General features: G+C 64.7%; 30 protein-coding genes and 2 tRNA genes. 18 read left to right on the top strand and 14 right to left on the bottom strand.

Annotated elements, in window-relative coordinates; all coding sequences use genetic code 11:
• Nucleotides 1-187 precede the first annotated feature (187 nt).
• Nucleotides 188-2,776: a DUF2298 domain-containing protein gene (locus HSR122_RS05595; RefSeq protein WP_229111783.1), complete on the top strand. Its 2,589-nt coding sequence runs from the start codon at nucleotides 188-190 to the stop codon at nucleotides 2,774-2,776.
• 3 nt (nucleotides 2,777-2,779) lie between these two features.
• Here HSR122_RS05595 and HSR122_RS05590 read toward each other — a convergent pair whose 3' ends face one another.
• Nucleotides 2,780-3,031 carry an HAH_0734 family protein gene (locus HSR122_RS05590; RefSeq protein WP_229111782.1) on the bottom strand — a complete coding sequence of 84 codons (252 nt, stop codon included), beginning with the start codon at nucleotides 3,029-3,031 and terminating at the stop codon, nucleotides 2,780-2,782.
• A gap of 104 nt (nucleotides 3,032-3,135) precedes the next feature.
• On the opposite strand from HSR122_RS05590, the gene HSR122_RS05585 reads away from it, so the two are divergent.
• The 6 genes from HSR122_RS05585 to HSR122_RS05560 all read left to right on the top strand — a co-directional run bounded on the left by HSR122_RS05585 (nucleotide 3,136) and on the right by HSR122_RS05560 (nucleotide 6,066).
• Complete coding sequence (locus HSR122_RS05585) at nucleotides 3,136-3,417, top strand: 50S ribosomal protein L44e (RefSeq protein ID WP_229111781.1); 282 nt, start codon at nucleotides 3,136-3,138, stop codon at nucleotides 3,415-3,417.
• Between the two features lie 5 nt (nucleotides 3,418-3,422).
• The gene (locus tag HSR122_RS05580) at nucleotides 3,423-3,596 is read left to right on the top strand and encodes a 30S ribosomal protein S27e (protein ID WP_229111780.1); all 174 of its coding nucleotides are present in this window, start codon (nucleotides 3,423-3,425) and stop codon (nucleotides 3,594-3,596) included.
• A gap of 2 nt (nucleotides 3,597-3,598) precedes the next feature.
• The gene (locus HSR122_RS05575) at nucleotides 3,599-4,399 is read left to right on the top strand and encodes a translation initiation factor IF-2 subunit alpha (RefSeq protein ID WP_229111779.1); all 801 of its coding nucleotides are present in this window, start codon (nucleotides 3,599-3,601) and stop codon (nucleotides 4,397-4,399) included.
• A gap of 21 nt (nucleotides 4,400-4,420) precedes the next feature.
• Complete coding sequence (locus HSR122_RS05570; protein WP_229111778.1) at nucleotides 4,421-4,603, top strand: RNA-protein complex protein Nop10; 183 nt, start codon at nucleotides 4,421-4,423, stop codon at nucleotides 4,601-4,603.
• 5 nt (nucleotides 4,604-4,608) lie between these two features.
• Nucleotides 4,609-5,364 (top strand): proteasome assembly chaperone family protein, encoded by a 756-nt coding sequence (locus HSR122_RS05565; protein ID WP_229111777.1) that lies wholly within the window; start codon nucleotides 4,609-4,611, stop codon nucleotides 5,362-5,364.
• Between the two features lie 111 nt (nucleotides 5,365-5,475).
• The gene (locus tag HSR122_RS05560) at nucleotides 5,476-6,066 is read left to right on the top strand and encodes a J domain-containing protein (protein ID WP_229111776.1); all 591 of its coding nucleotides are present in this window, start codon (nucleotides 5,476-5,478) and stop codon (nucleotides 6,064-6,066) included.
• Here HSR122_RS05560 and HSR122_RS05555 read toward each other — a convergent pair.
• Nucleotides 6,063-6,515, bottom strand: coding sequence for a Tfx family DNA-binding protein (locus HSR122_RS05555; protein WP_229111775.1), 453 nt, complete (start codon nucleotides 6,513-6,515; stop codon nucleotides 6,063-6,065). The two genes, HSR122_RS05560 and HSR122_RS05555, sit on opposite strands and share 4 nt — an antisense overlap.
• 137 nt (nucleotides 6,516-6,652) lie before the next feature.
• Between HSR122_RS05555 and HSR122_RS05550 the strand changes: the two genes are divergently transcribed.
• From HSR122_RS05550 to HSR122_RS05540, 3 genes are read left to right on the top strand one after another with little or no spacing between them, the layout of a single operon-like run.
• Nucleotides 6,653-7,588, top strand: a complete 936-nt coding sequence (locus HSR122_RS05550; protein ID WP_229111774.1) for a substrate-binding domain-containing protein — start codon at nucleotides 6,653-6,655, stop codon at nucleotides 7,586-7,588.
• A 2-nt stretch (nucleotides 7,589-7,590) separates the two neighbouring features.
• Nucleotides 7,591-8,304 (top strand): ABC transporter permease, encoded by a 714-nt coding sequence (locus HSR122_RS05545; protein WP_394355552.1) that lies wholly within the window; start codon nucleotides 7,591-7,593, stop codon nucleotides 8,302-8,304.
• 44 nt (nucleotides 8,305-8,348) lie between these two features.
• Entirely contained in the window at nucleotides 8,349-9,158 is an 810-nt protein-coding gene (locus tag HSR122_RS05540; RefSeq protein ID WP_324254656.1) for an ABC transporter ATP-binding protein, read from the top strand.
• 27 nt (nucleotides 9,159-9,185) lie between these two features.
• On the opposite strand, the gene HSR122_RS05535 is transcribed toward HSR122_RS05540, so the two are convergent.
• On the bottom strand, nucleotides 9,186-9,644 hold the full coding sequence (locus tag HSR122_RS05535) for a hypothetical protein (protein ID WP_229111771.1): 459 nt from the start codon (nucleotides 9,642-9,644) through the stop codon (nucleotides 9,186-9,188).
• 169 nt (nucleotides 9,645-9,813) lie between these two features.
• On the opposite strand from HSR122_RS05535, the gene HSR122_RS05530 reads away from it, so the two are divergent.
• A complete protein-coding gene (locus HSR122_RS05530; protein ID WP_229111770.1) occupies nucleotides 9,814-11,736 on the top strand; it encodes an aldehyde ferredoxin oxidoreductase family protein in 1,923 nt (640 codons plus the stop codon).
• 36 nt (nucleotides 11,737-11,772) lie between these two features.
• On the opposite strand, the gene HSR122_RS05525 is transcribed toward HSR122_RS05530, so the two are convergent.
• The 3 genes from HSR122_RS05525 to HSR122_RS05515 all read right to left on the bottom strand — a co-directional run bounded on the left by HSR122_RS05525 (nucleotide 11,773) and on the right by HSR122_RS05515 (nucleotide 12,770).
• The gene (locus HSR122_RS05525) at nucleotides 11,773-12,027 is read right to left on the bottom strand and encodes a hypothetical protein (protein WP_229111769.1); all 255 of its coding nucleotides are present in this window, start codon (nucleotides 12,025-12,027) and stop codon (nucleotides 11,773-11,775) included.
• Nucleotides 12,028-12,052: 25 nt separating this feature from the next.
• Entirely contained in the window at nucleotides 12,053-12,436 is a 384-nt protein-coding gene (locus HSR122_RS05520; protein ID WP_229111768.1) for a hypothetical protein, read from the bottom strand.
• A 61-nt stretch (nucleotides 12,437-12,497) separates the two neighbouring features.
• Complete coding sequence (locus HSR122_RS05515) at nucleotides 12,498-12,770, bottom strand: ubiquitin-like small modifier protein 1 (RefSeq protein ID WP_229111767.1); 273 nt, start codon at nucleotides 12,768-12,770, stop codon at nucleotides 12,498-12,500.
• 124 nt (nucleotides 12,771-12,894) lie between these two features.
• Between HSR122_RS05515 and purL the strand changes: the two genes are divergently transcribed.
• Genes purL through HSR122_RS05500 form a run of 3 tightly spaced genes read left to right on the top strand, consistent with a single transcriptional unit; the run spans nucleotide 12,895 to nucleotide 16,633 of the window.
• The gene (gene purL / locus HSR122_RS05510; protein WP_229111766.1) at nucleotides 12,895-15,021 is read left to right on the top strand and encodes a phosphoribosylformylglycinamidine synthase subunit PurL; all 2,127 of its coding nucleotides are present in this window, start codon (nucleotides 12,895-12,897) and stop codon (nucleotides 15,019-15,021) included.
• A gap of 31 nt (nucleotides 15,022-15,052) precedes the next feature.
• On the top strand, nucleotides 15,053-15,466 hold the full coding sequence (locus HSR122_RS05505) for an SHOCT domain-containing protein (RefSeq protein WP_229111765.1): 414 nt from the start codon (nucleotides 15,053-15,055) through the stop codon (nucleotides 15,464-15,466).
• A 45-nt stretch (nucleotides 15,467-15,511) separates the two neighbouring features.
• Complete coding sequence (locus tag HSR122_RS05500) at nucleotides 15,512-16,633, top strand: pyridoxal phosphate-dependent aminotransferase (protein ID WP_229111764.1); 1,122 nt, start codon at nucleotides 15,512-15,514, stop codon at nucleotides 16,631-16,633.
• 603 nt (nucleotides 16,634-17,236) lie between these two features.
• Here the strand turns inward: HSR122_RS05500 and HSR122_RS05495 are convergent.
• The 4 genes from HSR122_RS05495 to HSR122_RS05480 form a co-directional block, all read right to left on the bottom strand.
• Nucleotides 17,237-17,695 carry a helix-turn-helix transcriptional regulator gene (locus tag HSR122_RS05495; RefSeq protein WP_229111763.1) on the bottom strand — a complete coding sequence of 153 codons (459 nt, stop codon included), beginning with the start codon at nucleotides 17,693-17,695 and terminating at the stop codon, nucleotides 17,237-17,239.
• A 140-nt stretch (nucleotides 17,696-17,835) separates the two neighbouring features.
• Entirely contained in the window at nucleotides 17,836-18,192 is a 357-nt protein-coding gene (locus HSR122_RS05490) for a tyrosine-type recombinase/integrase (protein WP_267491230.1), read from the bottom strand.
• Nucleotides 18,193-18,984, bottom strand: coding sequence for a site-specific integrase (locus HSR122_RS05485; protein WP_229111761.1), 792 nt, complete (start codon nucleotides 18,982-18,984; stop codon nucleotides 18,193-18,195).
• Nucleotides 18,985-19,148: 164 nt separating this feature from the next.
• A tRNA-Glu gene (locus tag HSR122_RS05480) sits at nucleotides 19,149-19,223 on the bottom strand.
• 144 nt (nucleotides 19,224-19,367) lie between these two features.
• Between HSR122_RS05480 and HSR122_RS05475 the strand changes: the two genes are divergently transcribed.
• The 3 genes from HSR122_RS05475 to nth all read left to right on the top strand — a co-directional run bounded on the left by HSR122_RS05475 (nucleotide 19,368) and on the right by nth (nucleotide 22,223).
• Entirely contained in the window at nucleotides 19,368-19,823 is a 456-nt protein-coding gene (locus HSR122_RS05475) for an NYN domain-containing protein (RefSeq protein WP_229111760.1), read from the top strand.
• Between the two features lie 55 nt (nucleotides 19,824-19,878).
• On the top strand, nucleotides 19,879-21,402 hold the full coding sequence (locus tag HSR122_RS05470; protein WP_229111759.1) for an HVO_2922 family protein: 1,524 nt from the start codon (nucleotides 19,879-19,881) through the stop codon (nucleotides 21,400-21,402).
• Nucleotides 21,403-21,536: 134 nt separating this feature from the next.
• The gene (nth, locus tag HSR122_RS05465; protein ID WP_229111758.1) at nucleotides 21,537-22,223 is read left to right on the top strand and encodes an endonuclease III; all 687 of its coding nucleotides are present in this window, start codon (nucleotides 21,537-21,539) and stop codon (nucleotides 22,221-22,223) included.
• Between the two features lie 333 nt (nucleotides 22,224-22,556).
• Here the strand turns inward: nth and HSR122_RS05460 are convergent.
• A tRNA-Met gene (locus tag HSR122_RS05460) sits at nucleotides 22,557-22,700 on the bottom strand.
• 116 nt (nucleotides 22,701-22,816) lie between these two features.
• Here HSR122_RS05460 and HSR122_RS05455 point away from each other — a divergent pair.
• Nucleotides 22,817-23,758: a DUF7115 domain-containing protein gene (locus HSR122_RS05455; protein ID WP_229111757.1), complete on the top strand. Its 942-nt coding sequence runs from the start codon at nucleotides 22,817-22,819 to the stop codon at nucleotides 23,756-23,758.
• A 44-nt stretch (nucleotides 23,759-23,802) separates the two neighbouring features.
• Here the strand turns inward: HSR122_RS05455 and HSR122_RS05450 are convergent, their stop codons facing one another.
• From HSR122_RS05450 to HSR122_RS05440, 3 genes are all read right to left on the bottom strand, one after another.
• A complete protein-coding gene (locus HSR122_RS05450) occupies nucleotides 23,803-24,426 on the bottom strand; it encodes a zinc ribbon domain-containing protein (protein WP_229111756.1) in 624 nt (207 codons plus the stop codon).
• Between the two features lie 236 nt (nucleotides 24,427-24,662).
• A complete protein-coding gene (locus HSR122_RS05445) occupies nucleotides 24,663-25,331 on the bottom strand; it encodes a class I SAM-dependent methyltransferase (protein ID WP_229111755.1) in 669 nt (222 codons plus the stop codon).
• A gap of 1 nt (nucleotide 25,332) precedes the next feature.
• Nucleotides 25,333-26,229, bottom strand: a complete 897-nt coding sequence (locus HSR122_RS05440; protein ID WP_229111754.1) for a thiamine-phosphate synthase family protein — start codon at nucleotides 26,227-26,229, stop codon at nucleotides 25,333-25,335.
• Between the last annotated feature and the right edge of the window lie 14 nt (nucleotides 26,230-26,243).

The following is a 26,243-nucleotide window of genomic DNA, read 5'->3' as shown; positions in this document are numbered from 1 at the left end:
CCCTTCCGGAGGTGTCACTCGTCCCCTCAAGCACGCCTCCAGATAGCCGGTCAGACAGCCACATAGATTTTCGTCCGGTATGCAAGACTAATCTTCGGTAGCGGACGGTTTCGACCGGGAAAGCCGTCTGTCGGCGCGAGGCCGTCGTTCACAAAACCTATTGGCCAGATTGCCGTTCGTGCTCGTAATGGAATACGCTCTCGTCGCGCTGTGGCTGGTGACGTATCTCCTGTTGCTGTATCTCGGACAGCCGCTCGCTGCCGCGCTACTTCCCGACCTCGAGGATCGTGGGGCCACGGTCGCGCTCCCGCTTGGGCTGGCGGTCGTCTGGCTCGTCGTGTTCGTCCTCGGGCGCGTCTCGATCCAGCTCGGGCTCTGGGTCGGGTTGCTCGCCCTCGCCGGGCTCTCGGGGGTCGCGGTCTATCGGGGGTTCGAGGTCGACCACGACGCGTACGCACGCACCGCGCTCGTGTTCGCGATCGCGTTTCTCTTTCTGGTCGCGGTTCGGGCGGTCGATCCGGCCGCCTCGCCCGTGGCGGGCGAGAAATTCCTCGATATGAGCCTGCTGCAGTCCTCGCTCCGAGGGACGACGATCCCGCCGGAAGACGCCTGGTTCGCCGGCGAGACTGTCCGGTATTACTACGGCGGGCACCTGCTTGCGTCGCTGCTGGCTCGACTGACGGGAACGAGCGGTCGGCTGGCCTGCAACCTCGCGCTGTCGGGCTACTGCGCGATGCTCGTGACGGCGGCCTACGGGCTGGCCGGCTCGATCGCCGCCCACCGCGGGTTCTCCTACCGGCGGGCCGGGATCGCGGCCGCCTTCTTCGTCGGGTTCGCCAGCAACCTCCTGACGCCGCTGCGGTTCGGCGGCGCGGTGCTTGAAGCCGTCGCCGCTCGGGCCGGGCCGCTGGGTGTATTCCCGTCGGTATTGGCGGCCGTCTGGAACTGGTTCGCCGGGCTCTTGCTCCCGTTGCCGCGGGACTACGGGATCGCGACCTCGACCTCGGAGTTCAGCTACTGGCCCGCAAGCCGGGTGCTCGAGGGCGCGATTACCGAGTTCCCGCTGTTCGCGTGGCTCAACGGCGACCTCCACGCTCACATGATGAGCACGCCGTTCCTGCTGGCCGTCGCGGCCGTGCTCTTTCAGACGTTCGCCGCCGGAACCGACCGCTCGCAGTCCCGGACGCTGGTTACAGTCTTCGGCGTCGTCCCGGCGCTGGGGGCGACGATTGCCGTCGTCAACTCGTGGTCGTTCCCCGCCGTCGGCGGCCTGACCGTGCTGACGCTCGCGCTCGCGCCCGAGCGACCGATGATGTCACTTCTCGATCGAGAACGACCGATCCTGAATTACGACGGGCCGTTCGCCCGCCCGCTGCTTGAGGCGCGAACGCTCGCCCTCGCGGCCGTCGCCGGCGGCGTCGTCCTCGGGCTGGCCTGGCTGCTCTCCTCGCCGTACTGGCTCGCTGTCGCGAGTTCGACGGGTGGGATCGGGCTGTTTCCCGACCGGAGCACGCTCGCGGAACTGCTCGTCGCACACGGGTCCTTCCTGCTCCTCTTCTGGCTGTACCTCTACCGATACAGTCGGCCAGTCGTCGCCTCACGGGCGGTGCTGGCCGCGCTCGCCGTCCTGCTCCTTGCGGTGACGGTGGCAATCGACGTCGTCGCGATCGGCCTGTTCGGCCCGCTGATCCTCGTCGGCTGGGTGTTGCTCCGCGACGAACGCCTCTACACGCCGGCCCCCCCGAAAGCGACCGACGCCCCAAAACCGGCCGACAGCGACGCACCGGCCCGCCCCGGGTTCGAGACCGTGCTGCTGGTCGGGGCGGCCGGACTGATCGTGCTCGTCGAGTTCGTCTACCTGCAGGACGGAGGGGCCTCCGGGCGGTTCAACACGGTGTTCAAGGTCTACGCGCAGGCCTGGCTACTCGCAGCGGTCGCGGCCGGGGTCGTCCTGACGCGACTGATCGACCAGCACCACTCGGCGCTCGGCCTCTCGGGACCGCGGTGGCGACGCGGGTTCCTGGTCGGCGCGGTTGCGCTCGCCGCGATGCTCTCGCTGTACGGCGGTCTCGCCCTCTCGGGGCACTTCGGGCTGGCCGACTCTGCGGCGAGTCTGCCCGGACCGCTGTCGGCCGTCCCCGTGGGTGTCGTCCTCGGGGGATTGCTGCTCGGCCTGACCGCGATCGGCTGGCTAACACTGCGGCGGGTCTCGGCAGCGATACCGGCCGAGCGTGGGGCGTATCGGGCCGGTAGCCGGCTGGCGGTCGGGGTGCTCGTCGTCTCGGTCGCGTTCGTCGGCGGCCTCGCGGTCGTCGACGCGGCCGGAGACGCCGATCCGACAGTGGATGCGCTGGCGTTCGTCGAGTCGGACCACCCTGAAGAGGCCGATGCGATCTACTGGCTCGATCGGGAGGTCGACGGACAGCCGAACATGGTCAGCTATCCGGGCCAGCAGTACCAGTGGGACAATGCGCCCGCCAGCCTGACCGGCGTGCCGACGGTCGTGGGCAAGCCACCGGAGAGCGTCTATCGCGGGGGTGACGTGTATCGACAGCGCGTCGCGGACGTCGAGACGATCTTCACCGGTCGGCCCGACGAACAGCGCCGGCTGCTGGCCGAGTACGACGTCGAGTTGGTCTACGTCGGCCCCCACGAACGCCGCAACTACCCCGACAGTACCGTTGCGAACCTGAGCGCGGTGACCGTCGCGAAACAGTGGCCCGCCGTGACGATCTATCGCGTCGATCAGGGGGCGCTCGGCAACGGGACTGGCTAGGAGCTACGCCTCGACGACGCTCACCGCCTCCGCCTCGGTCGAGAGCGTCTCGAGGTGCATCGGGATGTACTGGCGGCGCGCGTAGGCTTCGCGCTCGTCTTCCTGCCCGATCGTGCACCACAGCTGCGGTCGATCCGGCCCGTGCCAGTCGCCCTGGCGCTTGACCGAGAAACAGACGTACTGCTCGCCGTCGTACTCGATGACGGCGTCCTTTCGGAGGTCGCCGGGATCGCCGTTGATGATGAGGTTCTTCATGCCCGCTCGTTCGGTGCAACCGCACTTAGGGACTTCGGAGGGAGCGAGCGGAACCAAACGGGTTTTAAGCGCCCACGTCAAATCCCCGTCAAGGACGATTCGCTATGCAGATGCCACGCCGATTTAACACGTACTGTCCGCACTGTAACGAACACCACGAACACGAGGTCGAGAAGGTCCGGACGGGCCGATCCTCGGGCATGAAGAAGGTCAACGACCGCCAGCGCGAGCGCCAGTCCGGCATCGGGAACGACGGCAAGTTCTCGAAGGTCCCCGGTGGGGACAAACCCACCAAGAAGACCAACCTCACCTACCGCTGCAGCGAGTGTGGCAACGCCCACGTTCGCGAGGGATGGCGCGCCGGACGGCTGGAGTTCCAGGAGTGATCACGATGGCCGGGAACTTCCACACCGTCGTCTGTCCGGACTGTGAGAACGAACAGATCGTCTTCGGCAAGGCCGCCACCGAGGTCTCCTGTGCGGTCTGCGGGCACACGCTCGCGGTCCCCACGGGCGGGAAGGCCGAGATCGAAGGCGAGGTCGTCGAGACCGTCGAGGCCCGGTAACGATGAAGTACAGCGGGTGGCCGGAACCGGGCGAACTCGTCGTGGGTCGGATCGACGAGATCGAGGACTTCGGCGTCTTCGTCGACCTGCTGGAGTACGAGGACAAGCGCGGGCTCGTCCACGTCAGCGAGGTCGCGAGCGGCTGGATCAAGAACGTCCGCGATCACGTCAGCCCCGACCAGCGCGTCGTCGCGAAGGTGCTCGATGTCGACGAGTCCTCCCAGCAGATCGACCTCTCGCTGAAGGACGTCAACGACCACCAGCGCAAGGACAAGATCCAGGAATGGAAAAACGAGCGCAAGGCCGACAACTGGATGGAGCAGTCCTTCGGTGAGGACATCTCCGACGAGCAGTACGCCGCCGTCGCGAACGAACTGCTCGCGGCGTTCGGCTCGATGTACGCCGGCTTCGAGGAGGCAGCCATCCGTGGCAGCGAGGCGCTCGCGGACACCGACCTCGACGACGGCGAGATCGAGTCGATCGTCGAAACGGCCCGCGAAAACGTCTCGGTGCCCTACGTCGAGGTGACCGGATACGTCGATCTGCAGGCGTTCGACAGCGACGGCGTCGACGCGATCAAGGAGGCGCTGCAGGCCGCGGAGGGCAACGGAGCAGTGCCGGAGGAAGTCGAACTCGAGGTGACCTATGTCGGATCGCCGGAGTACCGGATCAAGGTCAAAGCGCCGGATTACAAGACCGCCGAGTCGGAACTGGAAGACAGTGCCGACCGGGCCGTCGACGTCATTGAAAGCCGCGGTGGGACGGCACAGTATCACCGCGAGCGCAACACCGACGAAGAGTAACTCCGTTCGCTGTTTTCACGCATGAAATCCGATATCCGCGTGTGTTCGGCGTGGCGCGAGGCCCACGATCGCCCGGTCTACACTCTCTCGGAACGCTGTCCCGACTGTGGATCCGAGGCCGTCAACAGCGCGCCGGCCCCGTTCTCGCCCGAGGATCGGTACGGTTCGTACCGACGGGCACTTAAGGAGCGACGCCGCGAGTAGCGGGTATGGACCCATTCGAGATCGAGATTCTCGCCGAGCCAGAACTGGACGATCCGGTGCTCGTCGAGGGGTTGCCCGGCGTCGGCCACGTCGGCAAACTCGCCGCCGAGCACGTCCTCGAAGAGCTGGACAGCACGCTCGTCGCGCGCGTCTATTCGACGCACTTCCCGCCGCAGGTGACCGTCGAGGACGGCACGGCCGAACTGGCCCACGCCGAGTTTCACGCCGTCGAGACCGAGGACGGATCCGACCTGATCACGCTGACCGGCGATCACCAGGCACAGGACAACGAGGGTCACTACGGGCTGACGGACACGTTTCTGGATGTCGCCGACCGACTGGGCGTCCAGCGCGTGTTCGCTCTCGGCGGCGTCCCGACCGGTGAACTCATCGAGGAGTACGACGTGCTCGGGGCGGCGACGACCGACGAGTTGGTCGACGAACTCGAGAGCGCCGGCGTGGAGTTCCGCGAGGACGAGCCCGCCGGCGGGATCGTCGGCGTTTCGGGCCTGCTGCTCGGGTTGAGCGGCCGCCGCGACCTCCCGGCCGCCTGCCTGATGGGCGAGACCTCCGGCTATCTCGTCGATCCCAAGAGCGCCCAGGCAGTGCTCGAGATCCTGCAGGACGTGATCGGCTTCGAGGTCGATTTCGCCTCGCTGGAAGAGCGCGCCGACGAGATGGAAGAGGTCGTCCGGAAGATCCAGGAGATGGAGGGCGGCGGTCCCGCGGCGTCCGAGGAAGACCTCCGGTATATCGGCTAGGCTCGCACCTCCGCAACGACGGCCACGGTATCGCGCCCGTCGGCCGGAATCCAGCACGGCTTGCCTCCAGCGAACCGTTCTTGTTTGCGGTATCCGTTACTCGCTTCAAGTGTGCTAGACGGTCTCGTGACCCTACCCTCGTGGCTGGTCACCGGTCTCGTGCTTGGAGTCGCCAGTAGCGTCGCCATCGCGGGGCTGTTCGTCGCGATCGTTCGCCTGTTCCCCACCCGGGGACCCTCTCAGTCCAGCGACACGGAAGCGCGCCGTCGCTCGGAGATCCGGGCGTATCTGGACGGGATCGGCGAGCGCTACGTCGAGAACCACGTCGTCGCCGGTCAGTCGGTCGCGTTCTATCTCCCCGGTCGCGCGGTGGCGATCACCTTCGACGCGCGCGTCTACTTCCGTCTCGTCGGGACGGACACCACGCCGGTGCTCGTCGAACACGAACTCCCGGGCGTCGCGATCGGCCCGCGACTGCCCTTCGAGACGCCGGGGAGTGCTCCGTCTCCTGGGAGTGATTCTCACCCGGCGAGCGAGGCGTTTGCCCGGCTCGGACTGCCTGCTGGTGCGCCGCTCGCGGACGTTCGAGACGCCTACCGACAGAAAGTCAAGGAGGTCCATCCCGACCAGGGCGGCGACGAGGCCGCGTTCCGCCGCGTCCGGGAGGCGTACACGACGGCCAGACAGCACGCGACCGACTAGTCGCGGACCACGCGAACGTCGCCGCTCTCGGTGACGAGCACCCGGATCGGCTCGGTGACGACGTTGCCGCTGATCGCCTCGCCGGCCTCCGAGCGGACCGTCTGGACCAGATCGACGGCGGAACTGCTCACCTTGATGTCGGCCTCGTCGCAGGCCGAGTACACCATCGGCGGGACGTCGAACAGCGACGTATGTGCGTCGATCTCAAGCTCCACGAGCGGGCGCAACCGCTCCAGAAAGTCGACAGTGTTGCGTGCCTTCTCGGCGTTCTCGCGCGCGCTCGCCTCGATGTTGGCGACGTTGGCACGGGACGTCCCGAAGCGGTCGGCGATGTCGGCCTGTGTCAGCCCCTGTTCCCGCAGCGCGAGCACCTCGGCCTGTCGGCGCGTCACCACCAGCTCGTCGGCCTCGTACTCGGTGTCGTCAAGGGGGTCGGTCTCTCGGTCCATGCACTACGTGTGTGGGTCCAACTGTACTCGTCACCGGCGCTTAAGACTGCCGACTGTCGCGATGCCCGCGACCGTAATCGATCCCGATCACGTTATCTGCCGAAAAGTATATTTATTAATGGGTTTTCGTTATGTCTATGGCGATACAACGACGGGAGTTCGTCGCGGGGATCGGTGCGGGGGCAGTCGCGCTCACGGCCGGGTGTGCACAGCTGGGGGGCGACGGTGAGGCGGACGACGACCGGCCGGACGTCGTCGGGGAAACGCTCACGCTCACGACGACAACGAGCACCTACGACACGGGGTTGCTCGATGCGATCCACCCCGACTTCGAGGAGCTGTACGGCGTCGAGGTCGACCCGGTCGCACAGGGGACGGGAGCCGCGCTCGAGTCGGCCCGCAACGGCGACTCCGACGTGGTGATGGTCCACGCACGGGGTCTCGAAGACGAGTTCATGCGCAACGGGTACGGCGTCAACCGTCGGGACCTCATGTTCAACGACTTCGTCATCGTCGGCCCGGAGGGCGATCCGGCGGGGATCGACGGGATGGGCTCGGCGACCGAGGCGCTTACCGCCATTGCCGAGACCGGGGCGACGTTCGTCTCGCGCGGGGACAACTCCGGCACCCACACTAAGGAGCTGAACCTCTGGGAGGCCGCCGGGACCGAACCCGGCGGGGACTGGTATCAGGAGACCGGGTCCGGGATGGGCGAGGCGCTGAACGTCGCCAACCAGCAGGGCGCGTACACCCTCTCGGACCGCGGGACCTTCCTCTCTCGGCGCGCGGATACCGACCTGGTCATCCTGGTGCAAGGCCCCATCAAGGACGGGCCGGAGATCCTCGCCAATCCCTACGGCGTCATGGCGGTCAATCCCGCGATCCACGATAACGCCAACTACGACCTCGCGATGGCCTACATCGGGTGGCTAACCAGTCCCGACGCCCAGGACGCGATCGCGGACCACGAGCGAAACGGCGAACAGCTGTTCTATCCCGAAGCGATCTCCGAGAACCCGGACTTCCAGCAGTACGTTCCCGAGGGGTGGAACAGCGACTCGTCCGGGGAGTGATCGTGTTACTGGAACTGCTCGGATACCCGCTGGCGGCCGTCTTCGATCTCCCGTTCAGAGACGGCTACGTCTGGAGCATCATCTACGTCTCGCTGTACGTGAGCCTCACCGCCGTCGCGTTGAGCACGCTGGTCAGCGTCCCGGTTGCGATCGTGATGGGGTTTTCTGCGTTCCCCGGCCGACAGTTCGTGAAGTCGGTGATCAACACCGGCATGGGCTTTCCCAGCGTGGTCGTCGGGCTGGCCGTGCTGTTCCTCGTCTCCAATCAGGGGCCGCTGGGATCGCTGGAGCTGATCTTCACCAAGGAAGCGATGATCATCTCGCAGTTCGTGCTCGCGACGCCGCCGATCACCGCGATCAGCCTCGCCGCTATCACCGGCGTGAACGATCGCGTTCGCGACGCCGCCCACGTCCTCGGCGGGACGCGTCTCGACGTGGCGCTGGTCGTTCTCAAGGAGGCGCGCTACGGGATCGCGACGGCGATCCTGGCCGGGTTCGGCCGCGCGATCAGCGAGGTCGGGTCCGTGCTGATCGTCGGCGGCAACATCACCGGCGCGGACGGGATCTCCAAGACCCGGACGCTGACGACCGCCATCCAGCTCGAGGCCCGGCAGGGGAAATACGAGACGGCGATGGTACTCGGGGCGATCCTGCTCGCGCTCGTGCTGGTGATCAACGCCGTCGTCGTCCGACTCGGCGATCAGGGGGTCCGATGATGCTCCGGGAACCCGAGCGTTCACAGACGCGAGAAGACGGTACGATGGTCCGGGCGATCGACCGTTCACAGCCGCAAACGGGCACGGCAACGCTCTGGGCGACAGACCTCGCCCAGTCCTACGGGAACGAAACGGTGTTTCGCGACCTCTCACTCGCCATCGGCAGTGGCGAGGTCGTCGCTGTCATCGGGCCCTCCGGCGTCGGCAAGTCGACGCTGCTGCGGATGCTCGCGCTCGCGCTTGAGCCGGACGCCGGGACTGTCACCTTCGACGGGACCGAGGCCTGGCGCGTCGGCACGTCCGAACGGCTCTCGCTGCGCCGGCGCATCGGGATGGTCTTTCAGGAGGCGTCCCTGTTCGACGCCTCGGTCGCCCGCAACGTCGAGTACGGACTTCGAGTCCGCCGGTCCTGGTCCGAACGGGTCCGTGCTGAAGTGCAGTCGATACTCGGCTTCAACGGGACCGCCGAGGCCGTCCACGAAGCGCTCGGCGTCGTCGAGTTACGGGACAAGACCGACCAGCAGGCGGAGTCGCTCTCGGGCGGCGAGGCCCAGCGCGTCTCCTTCGCCCGCGCGCTGGCGTACGACCCCGACGTGCTGTTGCTCGACGAACCGACCTCCGACCTCGATCCGCGAAACACCGCCGTCATCGAGGAGGCGATCGCCGAGGCGCGAAACCGAGGTATCGGCGTCGTCGTGGCCACCCACGACATGCATCAGGCCGAGCGCGTCGCCGACCGGGTGGCGGTCCTGCTCGGCGAGACGATCACCGAGGTCGGCCCGACGGAGACGATCTTCGAGGACCCATCGGATCCGCGCACCCGGAAGTTTATCGCAGGAGAGCTGGTCTACTGACCGACGTGGTCCAGCCTCCGACACCGATCAATGACCGGTCTCGTAGTCGCGAGCGTCCTCGCCGGGTTGCAGTTCGATCGCCTCGATCGCCGAGAGGTTCCGGATCGTCCGCGAGGAGTCGATCTCCGGGGCCAGAAACCGCGGCGTCTCACGCAGGGCGTACGCCTCGCCACCTTCGACGGTGAGTTCCTCACAGACGAACCCGACGAACCCATCGAGCCCGAACCAGGCGTCGATGCAGACTCGATATCCGTCGTCCGCGGTCAGCAGCAGATGTGTGGTCTCGGGCGGGAATTGCGCGGCTTCGGCCACCGGCGCGATCGGGACTCCGCTCCAGCGCCCCTCGATCTCGCGCCCGGAGTGGCAGTTGATCGTGAACCCGCGGGTCTGCCACGGGAACCGCTCGCGGGTCGCCGGCGCGTCCGCGAGCACGACCTCGCTGTCCCCCGCGACCGTCACGGCAGGTTCGGACTCCTGTGACGCCATCTTCGAGACGTTCGCTGCCCGTCCCCAAGAACGTACCGTCCACAGGCGTCGGTGGCTGCGGATGGGATCGACAAGACAGAGCGAACCAGCGCGACGTAATCGAGGACGATTACATCGCCGGACGTAGAGATAACTCGCTGGCGACCGTATATAATCATGAGGGATAACGATGACGGAACTCGGCGGCTACCGCGATCGGGTCGCGCGGATCGACCTCGGGAGCGGTGACATCGGCTACGAGGGCATCGACGACGAGGACGCCAAGAAGTACATCGGGGGACGAGGTCTCGGGGTCAAGTACGTCTTCGAGCAGGGTCCGGACGTGGACCCGCTCGGCCCCGAGAACCTGCTGGCGTTCATGAACGGCCCGCTGACGGGCACACAGGCGACGATGAGCGGCCGGATGGCCGTCGTCACCAAATCACCGCTGACTAACACGGTGACCGACTCCCATCACGGCGGCTGGTCGGCCGCCCGACTCAAGTGGGCCGGTTTCGACGCGCTGCTGTTCGAGGGACAGGCCGACGAACCGGTCTACGCCTACGTCGAGGACGGCGAGGTCGAACTGCGAGACGCCTCGCACCTGTGGGGCAAGACCACTCACGAGGCCCGCGAGCTTATCGAGGACGAACTCGACGGCGAGTACGGCAAGAGCCTGAGCTTCATGGGGATCGGCCCCGGCGGCGAGAACGAGGTCCGGTTCGGCTGTATCATCAACGAGGACGACCGCGCGTCCGGCCGCGGCGGGACGGGCGCGGTCATGGGCTCGAAGAACCTCAAAGCGGTCGTCGTCAAGTCGGGCACCGACATGCCGAAGCCGGCGGACGAAGAGACGTTCGCGGAGGGCCACCAACAGGCCATGAAGGTCATCCAGGAATCGGACGTGACCGCCCCCAACGAGGGCGGCCTGTCGGTGTACGGCACGAACGTCCTGACGAATCTGACCGAGGAGATGGACGGCCTGCCCACTCGCAACGGGCGATACACTTCGACGTCCGCGGAACGCGATGACGACCCGAGCGAGCCGAACATCGACGCCGAGAACACCTCCGGGGAGTGGGTCCGGGAGAACATCCTCGTCGACGAGCCGACCTGTCACTCCTGTCCGGTCGCCTGCAAGAAGGAAGTCGAAGTCGAGACGGAACTCGGCGGCGAGACACAGAACGTCCGGATGGAGTCGCTGGAGTACGAGCCGGCTTTCACCTTCGGGTCGAACTCGATGAACGACGACGCCGAAGTGACCGCGGTCCTGATCGACCGCTGTAACAAGTACGGCATCGACGCCATCGAGTCGGGCAACATGCTCGCGATGGCCATGGAGATGACCGAGAAGGGGCAGGTCGAGGACGGCATCGACTGGGGCGATCACGACGCCATGTACGAGATGCTGCGCAAGATCGCCGAGCGCGAGGGCGAGCTCGCCGACGCCCTGGCGGAGGGCGCGGCCGGCGCGGCCGAGCGCTTTGACGCCGAGGACTCCCGGCTGGACGTGAAAAACCAGACCATCCCCGCCTACGACCCGCGTTCGATGAAGGGCATGGCCATCGGCTACGCCACCTCGAACCGTGGCGCGTGTCACCTCCGGGGGTACACGCCCGCGGCCGAGATCCTCGGCATTCCGGAGGCCGTCGACCCCGCCGATCCCGAGGGCAAGGGCGAACTGCAGGTCACCTTCCAGGACCTGCATGCCATCTCCGATTCGTTCGACATCTGCAAGTTCAACGCCTTCGCGGAGGGCATCGAGGAGTACGTGTTGCAGTACAACGGGATGACCGGTCGTGACGTGAGCGAGGAGGACCTCATCGAGACCGGCAAGCGCATCTACACGCTCGAACGCTACTACAACAACCTCGTGGGCTTCGACGGCGACGACGACTCGCTACCGGACCGGTTCATCGAAGGAAGCGAGGACGCCATCCCCGGCATGGGTGCCGCGGAGGGCCAGCTCGCGGAACTCGACCAGCTCAAAGACGAGTACTACGAGGCACGTCAGTGGGTCGACGGCGTCGTGCCTGACGAGCGCCTTGACGAACTCGACATCACCATCGGTCCGGGGACCGGCGTCTCCGCCGGTGTTTCGGCCGACGACTGACCGTAGCCCCAGGACGTCTGCAGTCCGTCGCTCGTCTCATCCGCCCGCTCGTATCGCTTTCTGCGCGAATGACTCGACGAGCGACGGGACGGTCTCCTCGTCGCCTTCGACGACGACGGTCACTTCGGTGAGCTCGATCGAGGGACCGATCTCGACCGTCTCCGTCGAGAGCGTCGCCGTCCAGTCCGACCCCTCGACGGTCGTCTCGTCGACGACCGACCCGCCGAGTTTCGAGAGGTAGCGGCGCGCCAGCCGCGCCGAGATGCCGCGAAAGGACCGTTCGACTCGCATTACTGTGGGCGCGTCCGGGAGCGCATCAGTCGCTGAACCGGATCCCGTCCTCGACGATCCGTGCGTTGCGCTCGCGGTTCATTTCGTCTGCGAGGTCGTCGTGGTCGTACAGCTGTGCGATCAGATCCGCGTAGAGGTTCCGCCACGCGATAGCGTAGATGGGCGACTGGCCCCACGCGCGCAGTTCGACGACGTGTTCGTCGTAGCGCTCGTGGCGGTCCTCGAGAACTTCGACGGCGTCGGCGACCGCGCCGGCGGCGTCGCGATCCGACTCGGCCGTCTCGATGGCCTCGTTGATCCGCTCTTGCCAGGACGCGACGACCCGCTGCATGTCCGATCCGGCGTCGATGCCCTCCTCCGGCAAGGCGTCGAGAATCGGCTGGGGGACGCCCAGTGAGACAGTGTCCATGCCCGCGGTACGGCTGGCGGATTCAAATAGCTTCGCCAGTTGGCTGTGACAGCACGCTCGGCTATCCGCCGGCGACCGGCGGGAACAGACTCAGCGCCTCGCCACCTGCCAGTTCCGTGTCCAGTCCGTCGATGTGAGTCACGTCTCTCCCGTCTCGCATGACGGTGACGTACTCCCGGAGCGCGCCGTCGTCGTAGAGGTCGAGGTCGGGGTACTCCGCGGTGATCGCTTCGAGCGCGCCGCCGACGGTCGAGACGTCGTCGTACTCCCGGACGAGCGTCTTCTGACCCACCGCCTCGCGGAAGCTGGCGAAAAACCGCAGCGTGATCTCCATGTTCGAACAGAGAGCGTCCAGCGGTATAAGCGCGTCCCGGGCGGCCAACCGGCGCGTGGCTGTTCGGGATCGGACTGTAGCGGGATAGAAAGCGCTTTTGGTGGGCCTGCGCGAGGGTCCGGTAATGAGTCTCAACGACTCGGATCACAAGCTCGTGACCGAGCACCTCGGGCGCGAGCCGACACAGGCCGAAACAGCCCTGTTCGAAAACCTCTGGAGCGAACACTGTGCGTATCGCTCCTCGCGCCCGCTACTCGGTGCGTTCGAGAGCGATGGCGAGAACGTGATCGTCCCGCCCGGTGACGACGCCGGTGTCGTGGCCATACCGTCGTCCGGGGACGGGGACACCTACATCGCGATGGGCATCGAGAGTCACAACCACCCCAGTTACGTCGATCCGTTCGACGGCGCGGCGACGGGCGTCGGCGGCATCGTCCGGGACATCCTCTCGATGGGGGCGTACCCGATCGCACTGACCGACAGCCTCTACTTCGGGGATTTCGAGAAGGAGTACCCCCGCTATCTCTTCGAGGGGGTCGTCGAGGGGATCTCCCATTACGGCAACAGCATCGGCGTTCCCACGGTCGCCGGGAGCGTCGCCTTCCACGACGGCTACGAGGGGAACCCGCTGGTCAACGTCGCCTGCGTCGGGCTGACCGACGGTGACCGCCTCGTCACTGCGGAGGCGCAGGAACCGGGCAACAAGCTCGTCCTCGTCGGCCGAGAGACCGGCCGAGACGGCATGGGCGGCGCCTCCTTCGCCAGCGAGGACCTCGCAGAGGACGCCGAGACCGAGGACCGTCCCGCGGTCCAGGTCGGCGACCCCTACAGCGAGAAACTGCTGATCGAGTGCAACGAGCAGTTGATAGACGAGGACCTGATCGAGTCGGCCCGCGACCTCGGCGCGGCCGGGCTGGGCGGGGCGTCCTCGGAACTGGTCGCGAAAGGCGGGCTCGGCGGGGATATCGAACTGGATCGCGTCCACCAGCGTGAACCCGGCATGAACGGGACCGAGATCCTGCTTTCGGAGTCCCAGGAGCGGATGGTCTACGAGGTCGAGCCCGGAAACGTCGATCGGGTGGCCGAGATCGCCGAGCGCTACGATCTGCAGGCCTCGGTCATCGGCGAGACGACCGACGACGGGATCTACCACTGCACCTTCGAGGGCGAGACGGTCGTCGAAGCCGACGCCGAGTTCCTCGGCGAGGGCGCGCCGATGCACGATCTCGATCACGCCGAACCCGACCAGCCCGAACGCGACCTGCCGGAGTTCGACCTCGAGGCGGCCTTCGAGACGGTCGTCGGGTCGCCCAACACCGCGAGCAAGCGCTGGGTCTACCGACAGTACGACCACGAGGTGCAGGTCCGGACGGCCACGCCGCCGGGCGACGACGCGGCAGTGATGGCGATCCGCGAGGCCGAGACGGGGCTGGCGATCTCGGCCGGTGCGGACCCCAACTGGACGACTGCGGCACCGTACGACGGGGCCCGCGCGGTCGGACTGGAGAACGCGACGAACCTCGCTGCCAAGGGAGCGACGCCGCTGGCCGCGGTCGACTGTCTCAACGGCGGCAACCCGGAGAAACCGGACGTCTACGGCGGGTTCAAGGCGATCGTCGACGGACTGGCCGACGTCTGCTCGACGCTTTCGACGCCGGTCGTCGGCGGCAACGTCTCGCTGTACAACGACTCCGTCGAGGGGCCGATCCCGCCGACGCCGACGCTGACGATGGTCGGGACGAAAGACGGCTACGACGCCCCGCCGATGGCGCTGTCCGGCGAGGGGACGCTCCTGCTCGTCGGCGGGACCGACGACGGGCCGGCCCTCGGCGGCTCGGAGCTGCTCGCCCGGTCGGGCGGGAGCGATCGCTTCCCGGAACTCCCCGGGAACGCGGCCGAGTTGATCGAGACGATCGCCGCGGTCGCGGACTTCGAGAGCACGCTGTCGACTCACGACGTCAGCCACGGCGGGCTGGCGGTCGCGCTCGCGGAGATGCTCACTGACGACGCCGGTGCGGACGTGACCGTCGAGAACTCGCTAGCGCCCTTCGACGAACAGCCCGGCCGCGTCGTCGTCGAGACGACCGACCCCGACGCCGTGCGCGAGGCGTTCGACGGCGTCGCCCCCGTCGAGAAACTGGGTGCGGCGACTGCCGATGGAACACTCTCGATCGAGGCCGGCGACGCGTCGCTGACCGTCGACGCGTCTGAGGTGGCCGAACTGCGCGCGGTCATCGAGGACGAACTGTAGGTTTTTGTCGGTGGTCGCCGAATCCCGGCACATGAACGAGCGCTCGGCGCTGAGTCGTGCCCGGGAGAACCTCACGGAAATCGTCTCCGTGCTCGTCACGGGAATCTGGCTCGCCGCGATGTTCACCGGACAGAATTGGTGGCTCCCCTTCATGCTGGTCGGGTACGTCGTGATCGTCCCGCTGACGGCGCTTCTGTTCGGCGACGAGGACGACATTTCGGAGTGGTGGGACGACGAGGTCGAGACGACGGCACAATCACACACTGACGAGCAACTCGACGCGCTGGAGACGCTTCGGGAGCGATACGCGCGCGGCGAACTCACTGACGAGCAGTTCGAGCGCAAGGTCGAGCGCCTGCTGGAAACGGAGACGCTCGAAGACGCCGAAGACCGGTCCCGGGTGACCTCGGAGACGGGAGACGCGCGCGAGCGGGAACGAGCGTAGCTGCGATCATCAACAGTTATCGCGTTCCCGTCCTCGAAGACAGATATGACCGACTTCTCACGGCGAGTCGAACAGGTATCGATCTCGGGGATCCGCGAGGTGTTCGAGGCCGCAAGCGAGGACGCGATCAACCTCGGACTCGGCCAGCCGGACTTCCCGACGCCCGACCACGCCCGTCAGGCCGCTGTCGAAGCGATTCAGGCCGGCGAGGCCGACGGCTACACTTCGAACAAGGGAACCCGCGAACTCCGGGCGGCGATCAGCGCGAAACACGCCCGGGACAACGACCTCGAGGTCGATCCCGAGGACGTGATCGCGACCGCCGGCGGGAGCGAGGCGCTGCACATCGCGCTGGAGGCCCACGTCGACGCCGGCGAGGAAGTGATTTTCCCGGATCCGGGCTTCGTCTCCTACGACGCGCTGACTCGACTCGCCGGCGGGACGCCGAATCCCGTTCGGCTGCGGGAGGATCTGACGCTCGATCCCGAAACGGTCGAGGAGGCGATCACCGACGACACGGCCGCGTTCGTGGTCAACAGTCCCGCCAACCCGACGGGCGCGGTCCAGTCGCCCGCGGACATGCGGGAGTTCGCCCGGATAGCCGACGAGCACGACGTGCTCTGTATCACCGACGAGGTGTACGAACACATCGTCTTCGAGGGCGAGCACCGCTCGCCGCTGGAGTTCTCCGAAGAGGGCAACGTCGTGTTGATCAACGCCTGCTCGAAGACCTACTCGATGACCGGGTGGCGACTCGGCTGGGTGACCGGGCCGACCGACCGGATTGAGCGGATGTTGCGCGTCCACCAGTACGTTCAGGCCTGTGCCAGCGCGCCCGCCCAGTACGCCGCGGAAGCCGCCCTTTCGGGCCCACAGGACGCTGTCGAGGAGATGGTCGCGGCCTTCGAGCGACGACGGGACGTCCTGCTCGATGGGCTTGACGACATGGGACTAACGTATCCGACCCCGAAAGGCGCGTTCTACGCGATGCCGAGAGTCCCCGACGGCTGGGTCGAGGAAGTGCTCGCCCGCGGGGTCGTAGTCGTGCCCGGCGACGCCTTCGGCCAGCACGGCGACGGGTACGCCCGCATCTCGTACGCGACCGGTATCGAGCAGCTCAAAGAGGCGATCGAGATCATGGACGCCGCGACGCGGGCCGTGCGATAGGTCGCGCTTCTCGCTCACTTCGTTCGGAACGTTCGAGCGATGAACAGCAGTCGCTCGGAGAATCCCACTGAACTACAACGAAAAATGCTGTGCTGTCTGTTGTTACACGTTCCAGATTAAGATACTGAGCAAAACACAAATATACACGATCGGGAGTAGCGTGAATCCTGTTACAGTAGCACCAAGCTGAGACTCAACAAACACTCGATATAGAAAAATGGCGGAAAGCCCTATCAGACCCATCATATCAATAACTATCCAAAAGACGATGAGTCTCTTAGCCCCCTTGGAGTCAGGCATTAGATCGATCGTCATATTATGGACTTCCCGAAAATAGTCCATCCTGGATTTAGATGGTCTGTTCCGTCTCCCCCTTCCCCGATGTGGAGTATTGTTTTGAGCTTGCTCGAATAGCGACTTTACCTGTCTCATGGTGACGTACGTCATTGCCCCTGCAAAGGTCATCACGGACAAGAAAATCAGATTGAGAGTGGAGGGGGATTCAGTATATACAATTACTGAAGCAGCTGTAGGCCAAAACGCGGCTACAGGTGCGCCCCGTGCAGCATCCTTAATGCCAATCATCAGACGGCTCAGTTCCTATTAGTATCCTCCGAGTCGCTTAATCTCTTCATCACCGTAGCCTGTCATCTCATATACGTTCTTATGTGTACCATCTCGTTTGATCCGCTCGCGTTCAACCAGTCTTCGATTATACAAGTCGTTTAGAGACGCATATACCGAACCTTCCTTGATTTTGTCCGAACCGATGTGTTTGTGAATATCCTTGGCGCTAACAGGGGTTTCCCCCGCGCCTTGTAGTTCTTTAACTGCCGTAAGAACCATGTGATGGTTCGTGTCTGGACGAATTTGCTTTAGCTCTCGGTCGTCACTGCCACTCGAAGATTGTCCGTTTCCCACTTCGTCCTCCGTAGAGTTCTCTTCGATTTCGACTGAGATTCGTTCTACCTTCCCCTCGATTTCGTAGTTACTCAGTACGGTTTTGGCTGTTTCAAGAGCCTTCTCACCTTCAAACTCAAATGAGCTTTTAGCACTCGGCATCACGACTAGAGTACATAGATCCAAGCACTTAGTAGTATGGGTGGTAAGAAATAGTTTGTACGCAAATACGAATTTGGGTGCAAATCTGTTTTAAACCATGCTAAACGGGGGAAGACGTATAGAGAAACCAGCAGTATGAGTCACTCCATCCAATTCAGAGCATCACGTCGATCTTCTACAGGGGCTTGATCATAACGCATAGTCGTCTGTTCTGACTTGTGACGGAGTTGTGCTTGTGCAGCCGCAAGCCCCTCTTCGCGGGCCATATATGTCCCGACAGAGTGCCGAATCGAGTAGAACGATACGTCACGGTTCTCTGTGTCTATGCCTGCTTCGTCACAGATCTGCCGTAATCGCCTGTTCAGGGAATAGCCTTCGTAGCGATTCCCCTGCCGATTCAACCAGAGTGCTGTACTGTCTTCGTACTTCGGATAAGCGTCACGTTCGTGCAACCAGCGACGTAGTGCCTCGGCAGTCCGATCCGTAACCGAGACAATTCAGTTGTCACTGTTCTTCGAGGACTCATCTTTTGGGATGCGTAGTACGTTATTGTCGATATCCACCCAACTAACGTTTGCCCGCCTCACTTCGATGGGGCGTAGCCCCGTGTCAAGTGCGGTCCAGAACAGTGACGGCAGTTGCCACGAGTTTGCCCGTTCAAAGTCCTCTGGCGTCACGTCACGCTTTGGTTTCTCGAAGCGTTGGGCAAGGTGTTGTTTGATCCGATCACGTTGCTCGGGGCTACAGCTGCTATAGTTCGGGACAGAATCGAATGAGAGGAGCGTCTCACGAATCTGTGACCGTTCTTCGATTGTAAAGAAGTCTGCGGGGTTCGTAGTCCCGCTATTACTGTTGATCGTCACGTCGGGGTTCCACGTCTCTCCCGTTCCGTTCCAAGCTTTCCACTTGAACAGCATCTTAATCGCTTTCTGGTGATTCGACTTGTCTTCATCACCCCCATCTCGACGGACAAGATACCGTGTGTAGTCGTCTGCATAGCTATGAGTGATGTTCGTCGTGTATCCATCGTATTCGTCCCACACCCACCTAGAGAATTGGTCAAGGCGGTAGGCACGACCAAACACAGTTTGCTGTGCATAGCCCTCTGCACGGTCAGGGTTCTTCCCTACGTCGAATGCCCAGCGGAGTAGATCAGTACGGTGCTGGCCGTAGTCAATCAACTCTCGCTCGCCAAGTCGCTCGCGCGACGGCTCTGGGACAACTGATATGCCTCTGATTTTCTCTGGGTACGGGCGTCCGTCACTGGAACCGCCTGTCTCGATACTCATAGCCCTGCCCCAGTATGGCGATTCATATATCTGGACTGATTCGATACTATAATCGCAAGACCGCGCAGGGATGTGTCCCAAACACCCGTCTCGTTGGCTTTGCGTGGTGACATAGTTGCATAGCTCAGAGACGGAAAAAGTGCGAGAAGGGGAACGGATTTGTATGCTCGGTCAGGGATTTGAACCCTGGTCCTCGGCTCGAAAGGCCAAGATGATTGGCCGGACTACACCAACCGAGCGTTCGACATCGGGAACGATGGCTTGCGGGTTTATAAATCACACCAATCGGAGCGAGCACGGGGTGTGCTACATCATCCCGCAGCGACGCAAACACCACCGGCCGCTGTCGCAACATCCATATCTGCTGGGAAATACCGACGGGTATGGGACTGCTCGGCCGACTGTTCGGCTCCGCTACGAGCGGATCGCGCGTCGCACTGCTCGTCGACGGACCGAACGTCTTCCGTGACGAGTTCGATGTCGATCTGGACGAACTCCGCGCCGTCGCAAGCCAACGCGGCCGGCTTGTGACGACGCGTCTGTATCTCGACGAGCACGCGACCCCCGGGCTGATTCAGGCGGCCGAGGCCCGCGGGTTCGAGGTCGTCACGACCAGCGGCGACGTCGACGTCAAACTCGCCGTCGACGCGGCCGCGCTCGCAGCGAGCGGCGACGCCGACGTACTGGCGATCGCCTCCCGAGATACCGACTTCAAACCGGTACTGGAACTCGCCGCTCGCGAGGGACTCCGAACGGTCGCGATCGCACCGGGCGCGTACGGCCGCTCTGACGCGCTTCGAAACGCAGCGCACGAGGCCGTCACGCTCGACGAACTGTGATCGGATCTGAATTTCAGTATCTTTTATTAGGTTTGGCTGAGATGTTTCAGACGCTATGGGAACGACGACCACGCAGGGACCGTTGTACAGCTTCTACCGGAACCGGATCGGCGAGCCCGACACCGACGACGAGGTTCGCGGCTACTGGGTATTTCTGGTCGGGTTGCTCCTCGGAATCGCGGGACTCGTATTGTTTTTCCTCAGTGAGTCGGCCAGCGGGGCCGACGGGTTCACGCTCCGGGAAGGGAGCGTGATGCTGCTGTCGATTGGGCTGGCGATGCTGGTCGCGGGGCCGATCATCCGGTTGCCATTGCAGTCGTGGGCCACCTACGCGGCGTATCTCGGGCAGGCGATCTGTCTCGCGGCCGTCGTCTGGTTCGCTGTCGTCTTCCCGGCCGAGTGGTCGACGCTCACTGGCAATCAACCAGTGATCTTCCTGTACACCGCTGGACTGGCGATCATCGCGCTGGCCGGCGTCGCCGGTTCGGTCATCGGTGGGGCGACCCGTGAGGCGCTCGGAGTCAGCGAACAGCATGCCTCAGAACTCGAAGCCGAGCTGGAAGCGACCAGCGAGGAACGCGAGACCGTCCAGTCGGAGTTGACTTCCGAACTCGACGAACGCGAGGCATTGGTCGATTCGCTGCACGCCAGTCAGGCGCAGTTCGAGTTGTACGAGGACCGCAGCGGGCAGTGGCGCTGGCGGCTGCGACACCGAAACGGCAACGTCATCGCCGACAGCGGTGAAGGGTACACGCGAAAGCACAACGGCAAAAAGGGGATGGCGAGCGTCAGACGCAACGCCATCGGCGCGACGCTACTCGAAATCACACCCGAGCCAGACGAAATGCCCGAAGACGCACTCGAAGCGGCCCCACTCATTCCAGACATGACCGACGAGAGTCGAGCGACGTTTGAGTTGTACGAGGACCGCAGCGGGCAGTGGCGCTGGCGGCTGGTCCACGACAACGGCAACGTCATCGCCGACGGCGGCGAGGGCTACGCCAGCAAGCAGAAGGCGCGACAGGGGATCGACAGCGTCAAGCAGAACGCTGGTCCGGCCAGCTACCTGCAGTTCGATCCGGCGTCGTTCGAGATCTACCGCGACAACGCTGGCGAGTGGCGGTTCCGCCTCCTCCATCGCAACGGGAACGTCATCGCGGCGGCCAGCGAGGGATACACCCGACGGCGCGACGCGAAACGCGCGGTCGACTCGCTCCGTGACGACCTCTCGGACGACCGCTTCGAAATCTACGAGGACAACCGCGGCGAAACCCGCTGGCGATGGCGGGGCGGAAACGGCGAAATCGTCGCCACGAGCGGCGAGGGATACAGCACCCAGTCGGACGCTGAGGAGGCTGTCGAGCGGATCCGGCAGCTCGCGCCCGATGCTGACGCGCTCGACGTCGGACCCGCGGCGTTCGAGGTCTTCGAGGATCAGGGCGAACAGTGGCGCTGGCGACTGCGCCACCGCAACGGCAACGTCATCGCAGACAGCGGCGAGGGCTACGCGGAGCGGAACAAGGTCCACGACGCCATCGAGAGCGTCAAGAAAAACGCTCCCGGTGCAACGATCGAGTGAGGGCCGCGAGTCATACTGCCGGCTGTAACAAACTGAAGGAATTCGCCACCCCGGGGTGGCGAATATCTTTACGAACTTACAGCCGGCAGTATCAGTTTCGAACCGCTCAAGCCCCGCCGGCCCGAGGGTCGGTCATGGGCGATCCGCTCGATTCTCGCGAAGCACAGGCCGCCGAGATCATCGACCGACTCCACGAGGAGTACCCCGACTCGACGATCTCGCTGCAGTTCTCAAACCGTCTCGAACTGCTCGTCGCAGTCGTGCTCTCGGCGCAGTGTACCGACGAGCGCGTCAACGAAGTCACCGAAGACCTGTTCGAGAACTACGAGACCGCCGAGGACTACGCTGAAGCCAGCGAGGAGCAACTCGCCGAGGACATCTACGGCGTCACGTTTCACAACAACAAAGGCGGGTATCTCAAGGGCATCGGACGGAAGCTCGCCGACGAACACGATGGCGAGGTCCCGGACACGATGAGCGAGCTGACCGATCTGCCGGGCGTCGGACGCAAGACCGCCAACGTCGTCCTCCAGCACGGCCACGATGTCGTTGAGGGAATCGTCGTCGACACGCACGTCCAGCGGCTCACGCGGCGACTCGGGCTCACCGAACGGGAACGACCGGAAGCGATCGAAGACGATCTCACGTCGCTCGTCCCCCGGGAGGAGTGGCAGGCGTTCACCCATCTGTTTATCGACCACGGACGGGCGGTCTGTACGGCACGCAACCCGGACTGTGCCGACTGCGTGCTGGAAGACATCTGCCCGTCCTCGAAACTGGATGGGGAGACCGATCTGGCGAGCGGCGAATCCTGGACGTGAGCCAAAAACGGCGTGATCGAGCAGTAACGCCAGTCGTTACAGAAGCGCCTTGATAGCGCTCGTTGCGTTCGCGTCGTTGAGGGCAACAGTCACCTCAGCCATATCGATAGCCAGGTAACGAACTCGGCAAGCGTGGCGAGCGGTACCGTCTTATCCTCGTCGATGCCGATCGTGAGCCGCACGTCGATTGTGGCGTGCCTGGGACACCTCGTGGGTGGACACCGGAGGCGTCCCGTTCCTCACGGGACCCAGTCACTACTGAACTCTAGAGGACTTTGCGACACGACCCATTTCTTGCGTTGTCACTCGACGGAGCGAGTGACGAAATGAAAATGCCCGGGGAGGGCTCCGAACCCTCGATCTCCGCATGACCCAGGTCCGAGGCTCGACAGCGCCTCGACGGGCATGCCGGGATGGTGCCGCGTTCAGAGTGAAACCCTATGAGTGCGGCGCTATGTCCAGCTAAGCCACCCGGGCGCATCCGATGGTAGCAGAGTGTCGCTCTTTAACCTTCTCATCTTCGTCGCCCGACGGCTACGCGATCCGTTGGCACAGCCCGCGGATTTATGCTCCCGGCAGATCACACAGGCGGTATGGAACTGCCGGAACTGGTTCGCGAACACCTTGGCAACGAGGACGTACAGGCCGGACTCGCGCTGGGTGACGACGATCTGCTCTGTCTGACCCCGACCCGGACGCTGCTCTACCGGGCGGACGGCCTGCTCAGCGACGAGCGCGTTACCGACTACCCCCACGATGTCGAACGGCTCGAGCTGTCTGAGGGGCGACGGAAAACGAAGTTTCATTTCGAATACGTCGACGACGAACAGTCGCTGACGGTGCCGGCCGACGCGACCCGTGACGTGCTCGGGTTGCTCCTCGAGGGGATCCTCCGTGCCGAGCGGGTTCTCGACGCTGAGGAGGGCGTCGTCGAGGCGTTTCGATTCAGCGAGCTCACGCTGGTCGTCGCCGACGACCGGATCGTCAAGCACGTCGGCAACGCCGTCTGGGACGGCGAGTACGAGTCCTTCGAATACGAGGCGCTCACCGGGATCGACTTCGAGCAGGCCCGCGTCGCGACGGAAGTCGTGCTGTCCGTCGACGGGCGACCGAAGCGAATCAAGACGCCCAACGACGAGGCCCGGCTCGTCGAGCGCGCGCTCGAACGCGCGCTGAACGAGTACTTCGAGGTGACGTCGCTGTCGCAACTCCAGTCGCGCTTCCAGTCGGAGGTCGACGAGACAGATTCAGCGGCGGCGCGATCGAACGACGAGTACCCCTTCGACAGCGAGATCCGGCCCCTCGGTGACGACCCCGGATCCCGTGCCGACACCGATACAGTCGACGGCACCGGCCCGTCCGACACGGGCAGCGAGACGGAGCCCGTCGACGCGGCCATGACTCCGGCCGATCTGGAACGGATCGAAGCACAACTCGACGAATTGACGGCCGCCGTCGACAAGCAAAACCAGTTACTTCGCAATCATCACACGGCGATCAAGCAGCTGGTCGAGGAGTTGCAATCGGATCGATAGGACGGTCCGCCCGGCGTCGCGCTCGGCAGTCGTGCGAACCGCGTTCACCGGGTGCCCGCTTCGGCCCACGCGTCGCGTTTGCGTTTTACGTACCGATAGAGGAACGCACCGAGTACGAGGACGACGGCCCCGACTGTCAGGAACGCGGCCTGAGCAGTCCAGGCGTCGGGCCCAAACGCACCGATCGTCTCGGCGTTCGAGCCGACGAGTGTACGTCCAGCGACAATCACGGGCGGGGTCACCACGAGCGTCGAACCGAGGACGACGAGTCCGGCGGCGACGATCGCGCTCGGGAGCGCCAGCCGCGAGAGAAACACCGCCGGCAGTGCCCAGCCCAACGCGAAGACGAGACTTCCGACCCACAGCGGGAACGACACGATCGATCCGGCGACAAACGCCACGAGCGGAGCCAGCGGTGCGCTGATCGCCAGTCCGACGAGCAGTCGAACCCACCGCGGAGTGTACAACTCGTTCCCGGACAGATCCAGCGTGTCGAGGTCGAGATCACTGTCCTCAAACAGTGCCGTCGCGGTTTCGTCGGTCAATCGGCCGTCGTCATCGAGAAAGACGAGCCCACAGGATGGACACGATCCGTCGTGGTCGCCGATTGACGCCCCGCAGCGCGGACAGGTAGCTTCTACGTCCTCCGGGGGGCGTTCGTCGCTCACGTGGGGCCGTTCTCGCCCGACGTATTTCATCCTGCCGGCGACGATACTCCCTACAGTTCGGAACCGTCCACCGGCAGTATCATCGTGATTATTGTAGCGACTTACCGGTACGACCGCCCTCGGGCGGTCGATCCGGCACGGACATACAACGGTCACTATGAATGGGCTACCTGACCTCCGGACATCCGCTGGGATCCGGTCGCTTTCGTCTCGAAGCGCGACCCGAACCGGGTGTGTCACTTCAATCGGCCGGACGTGACTGAAACGAGCCCGCACCCGACGGTTCGATACTGCCGCTCGACGGTCCGTGTGGCGACGACCACCTGTGCCGCGGTGACTTTCCGATCGAGTTCCACGGCCGGCGAGCGCCATCGCGTCCAGCCGCCCGGCGAGGAGAACCGCAGAAACAGTCGGAACGCGAGGTTAAGCGGGGTGGCAACCGTACGATCGCTTCGAGTCGCTTCCAGGATCACGATTCGACCGCCCGGCCGGAGCACGTCGAGCCAGCGATCCACGACCGTCGCGGGCTCGTCGAACAGCCCGACGACGAACGACCCGAGCACGGCGTCGGCCTCCGAGACCGGCGGCCGGGCCGCGTCGCCGCGACAGACCGAGACGTTCGTCCAGCCGGCACGTTCGATGCGTTTCCCGGCCTGCTCGAGCATCCCCGGCGTGAGATCGACCCCGACGACGCGTCCCCCGGGGCCGACGCGCTCGCGCAGGTACGGCAGATTCGCGCCCGTTCCACAGCCCATCTCGACGACGGTATCACCGGGCGACAGCGACAGTTCGTCCGCCGCCATCGCCCGCCAGCCACGGACTACCGGCGCGGTCGCGAGGGGGTCGTACCACTCGGCCAGTCGCTCGTAGAAGTCGGTGACACGGGTCGCGTCGTCGCTACCCATGTCAGACGAGATCCCGGACGACCCCGGCGACGGTCGGTGCGTCCGGGCCGAGAACGTACACGACCGGCTCGACGCCGAATCCGCCGGTCTGGTAGAGCACGTCCGCGTCGGGGGTCTCGGCCAGCGCGTCGCCGATTGCCGGCCCGATTTCGCCTTCGATGTCGAACTGTGCGGTCGTCAGTCCCTGCGCTTGCAGTTGCTCGATCGTCTCCGGGTCGTACCTGACGTTCAGCGCCGCCCGGGCGTCGTTTCCGGCCGTTCGGGCGGCGAGTAACACGCCGGCGACGTGCTCGCTCACGCCGAACTCGGGCTCGCCGGGGACGTGCGCTCGCCCCTTCAGGTCGAGGATCCGGCCCGGCACGGCGGCCACGTCATCGATCCCCTCGGCGTCCGGCAGACACTCCACGAGATTCGATCCCACTGCCGGGATCAATCCCGCGAACCCGCTCGTGTTCTCGAGGACGCGCAGGCCGCGCCGCAGCGACGAGCGCACGCGTTCTGTCTGCCGGAGCTGGCTGTCGGGGTCGTGGATGTCGAACTCGTCCTCGTAGTCGGCCAGCGGCGGGAACGACTCCTCGTGCAGTTTCGCCAGCAGGCCCCCGCGCTCGAGCCGCCGGACGAACACTTCTGCCTCGACCAGTGCCTGAACGGACGTCATCTCGCCGGCGGCCAGCCCGTCAGCCAACTGTTCGACGAGTTCCGCCAGCCGGTCGTCCTCGAGCAATCGCTCGTTGCGCTCGACCTCGCCGTGGGCGTACTTCGAGACAGCGCTCTGGCTGATCCCCAGCAGGTCGGCGACCTCGCTCTGGGTCAGCCCGCGCTCGCGCAGCGCCTCCGCGAGCAGTGACCTGAACGTCGGGAGGAACTCCTCGACGACGACCTCTTCGATGAACCGCACTACTGATCACCTCT

Origin of the sequence: Halapricum desulfuricans, from assembly GCF_017094525.1 — an archaeon.
Lineage (GTDB): Archaea > Halobacteriota > Halobacteria > Halobacteriales > Haloarculaceae > Halapricum > Halapricum desulfuricans.
The sequence above is the reverse complement of the archived record's forward strand: the minus strand, read 5'-3'. Positions and strand labels throughout refer to the sequence as shown.

Excerpts from the sequence above, each read along its gene's own strand:
- HSR122_RS05595 (WP_229111783.1), top strand. The coding sequence starts at position 188 with ATGGAATACGCTCTCGTCGCGCTGTGGCTGGTGACGTATCTCCTGTTG.
- HSR122_RS05590 (WP_229111782.1), bottom strand. The coding sequence starts at position 3,031 with ATGAAGAACCTCATCATCAACGGCGATCCCGGCGACCTCCGAAAGGAC.
- HSR122_RS05585 (WP_229111781.1), top strand. The coding sequence starts at position 3,136 with ATGCAGATGCCACGCCGATTTAACACGTACTGTCCGCACTGTAACGAA.
- HSR122_RS05580 (WP_229111780.1), top strand. The coding sequence starts at position 3,423 with ATGGCCGGGAACTTCCACACCGTCGTCTGTCCGGACTGTGAGAACGAA.
- HSR122_RS05575 (WP_229111779.1), top strand. The coding sequence starts at position 3,599 with ATGAAGTACAGCGGGTGGCCGGAACCGGGCGAACTCGTCGTGGGTCGG.
- HSR122_RS05570 (WP_229111778.1), top strand. The coding sequence starts at position 4,421 with ATGAAATCCGATATCCGCGTGTGTTCGGCGTGGCGCGAGGCCCACGAT.
- HSR122_RS05565 (WP_229111777.1), top strand. The coding sequence starts at position 4,609 with ATGGACCCATTCGAGATCGAGATTCTCGCCGAGCCAGAACTGGACGAT.
- HSR122_RS05555 (WP_229111775.1), bottom strand. The coding sequence starts at position 6,515 with ATGGACCGAGAGACCGACCCCCTTGACGACACCGAGTACGAGGCCGAC.
- HSR122_RS05550 (WP_229111774.1), top strand. The coding sequence starts at position 6,653 with ATGGCGATACAACGACGGGAGTTCGTCGCGGGGATCGGTGCGGGGGCA.
- HSR122_RS05540 (WP_324254656.1), top strand. The coding sequence starts at position 8,349 with ATGGTCCGGGCGATCGACCGTTCACAGCCGCAAACGGGCACGGCAACG.
- HSR122_RS05535 (WP_229111771.1), bottom strand. The coding sequence starts at position 9,644 with ATGGCGTCACAGGAGTCCGAACCTGCCGTGACGGTCGCGGGGGACAGC.
- HSR122_RS05530 (WP_229111770.1), top strand. The coding sequence starts at position 9,814 with ATGACGGAACTCGGCGGCTACCGCGATCGGGTCGCGCGGATCGACCTC.
- HSR122_RS05525 (WP_229111769.1), bottom strand. The coding sequence starts at position 12,027 with ATGCGAGTCGAACGGTCCTTTCGCGGCATCTCGGCGCGGCTGGCGCGC.
- HSR122_RS05520 (WP_229111768.1), bottom strand. The coding sequence starts at position 12,436 with ATGGACACTGTCTCACTGGGCGTCCCCCAGCCGATTCTCGACGCCTTG.
- HSR122_RS05515 (WP_229111767.1), bottom strand. The coding sequence starts at position 12,770 with ATGGAGATCACGCTGCGGTTTTTCGCCAGCTTCCGCGAGGCGGTGGGT.
- purL (WP_229111766.1), top strand. The coding sequence starts at position 12,895 with ATGAGTCTCAACGACTCGGATCACAAGCTCGTGACCGAGCACCTCGGG.
- HSR122_RS05505 (WP_229111765.1), top strand. The coding sequence starts at position 15,053 with ATGAACGAGCGCTCGGCGCTGAGTCGTGCCCGGGAGAACCTCACGGAA.
- HSR122_RS05500 (WP_229111764.1), top strand. The coding sequence starts at position 15,512 with ATGACCGACTTCTCACGGCGAGTCGAACAGGTATCGATCTCGGGGATC.
- HSR122_RS05495 (WP_229111763.1), bottom strand. The coding sequence starts at position 17,695 with ATGCCGAGTGCTAAAAGCTCATTTGAGTTTGAAGGTGAGAAGGCTCTT.
- HSR122_RS05485 (WP_229111761.1), bottom strand. The coding sequence starts at position 18,984 with ATGAGTATCGAGACAGGCGGTTCCAGTGACGGACGCCCGTACCCAGAG.
- HSR122_RS05475 (WP_229111760.1), top strand. The coding sequence starts at position 19,368 with ATGGGACTGCTCGGCCGACTGTTCGGCTCCGCTACGAGCGGATCGCGC.
- HSR122_RS05470 (WP_229111759.1), top strand. The coding sequence starts at position 19,879 with ATGGGAACGACGACCACGCAGGGACCGTTGTACAGCTTCTACCGGAAC.
- nth (WP_229111758.1), top strand. The coding sequence starts at position 21,537 with ATGGGCGATCCGCTCGATTCTCGCGAAGCACAGGCCGCCGAGATCATC.
- HSR122_RS05455 (WP_229111757.1), top strand. The coding sequence starts at position 22,817 with ATGGAACTGCCGGAACTGGTTCGCGAACACCTTGGCAACGAGGACGTA.
- HSR122_RS05445 (WP_229111755.1), bottom strand. The coding sequence starts at position 25,331 with ATGGGTAGCGACGACGCGACCCGTGTCACCGACTTCTACGAGCGACTG.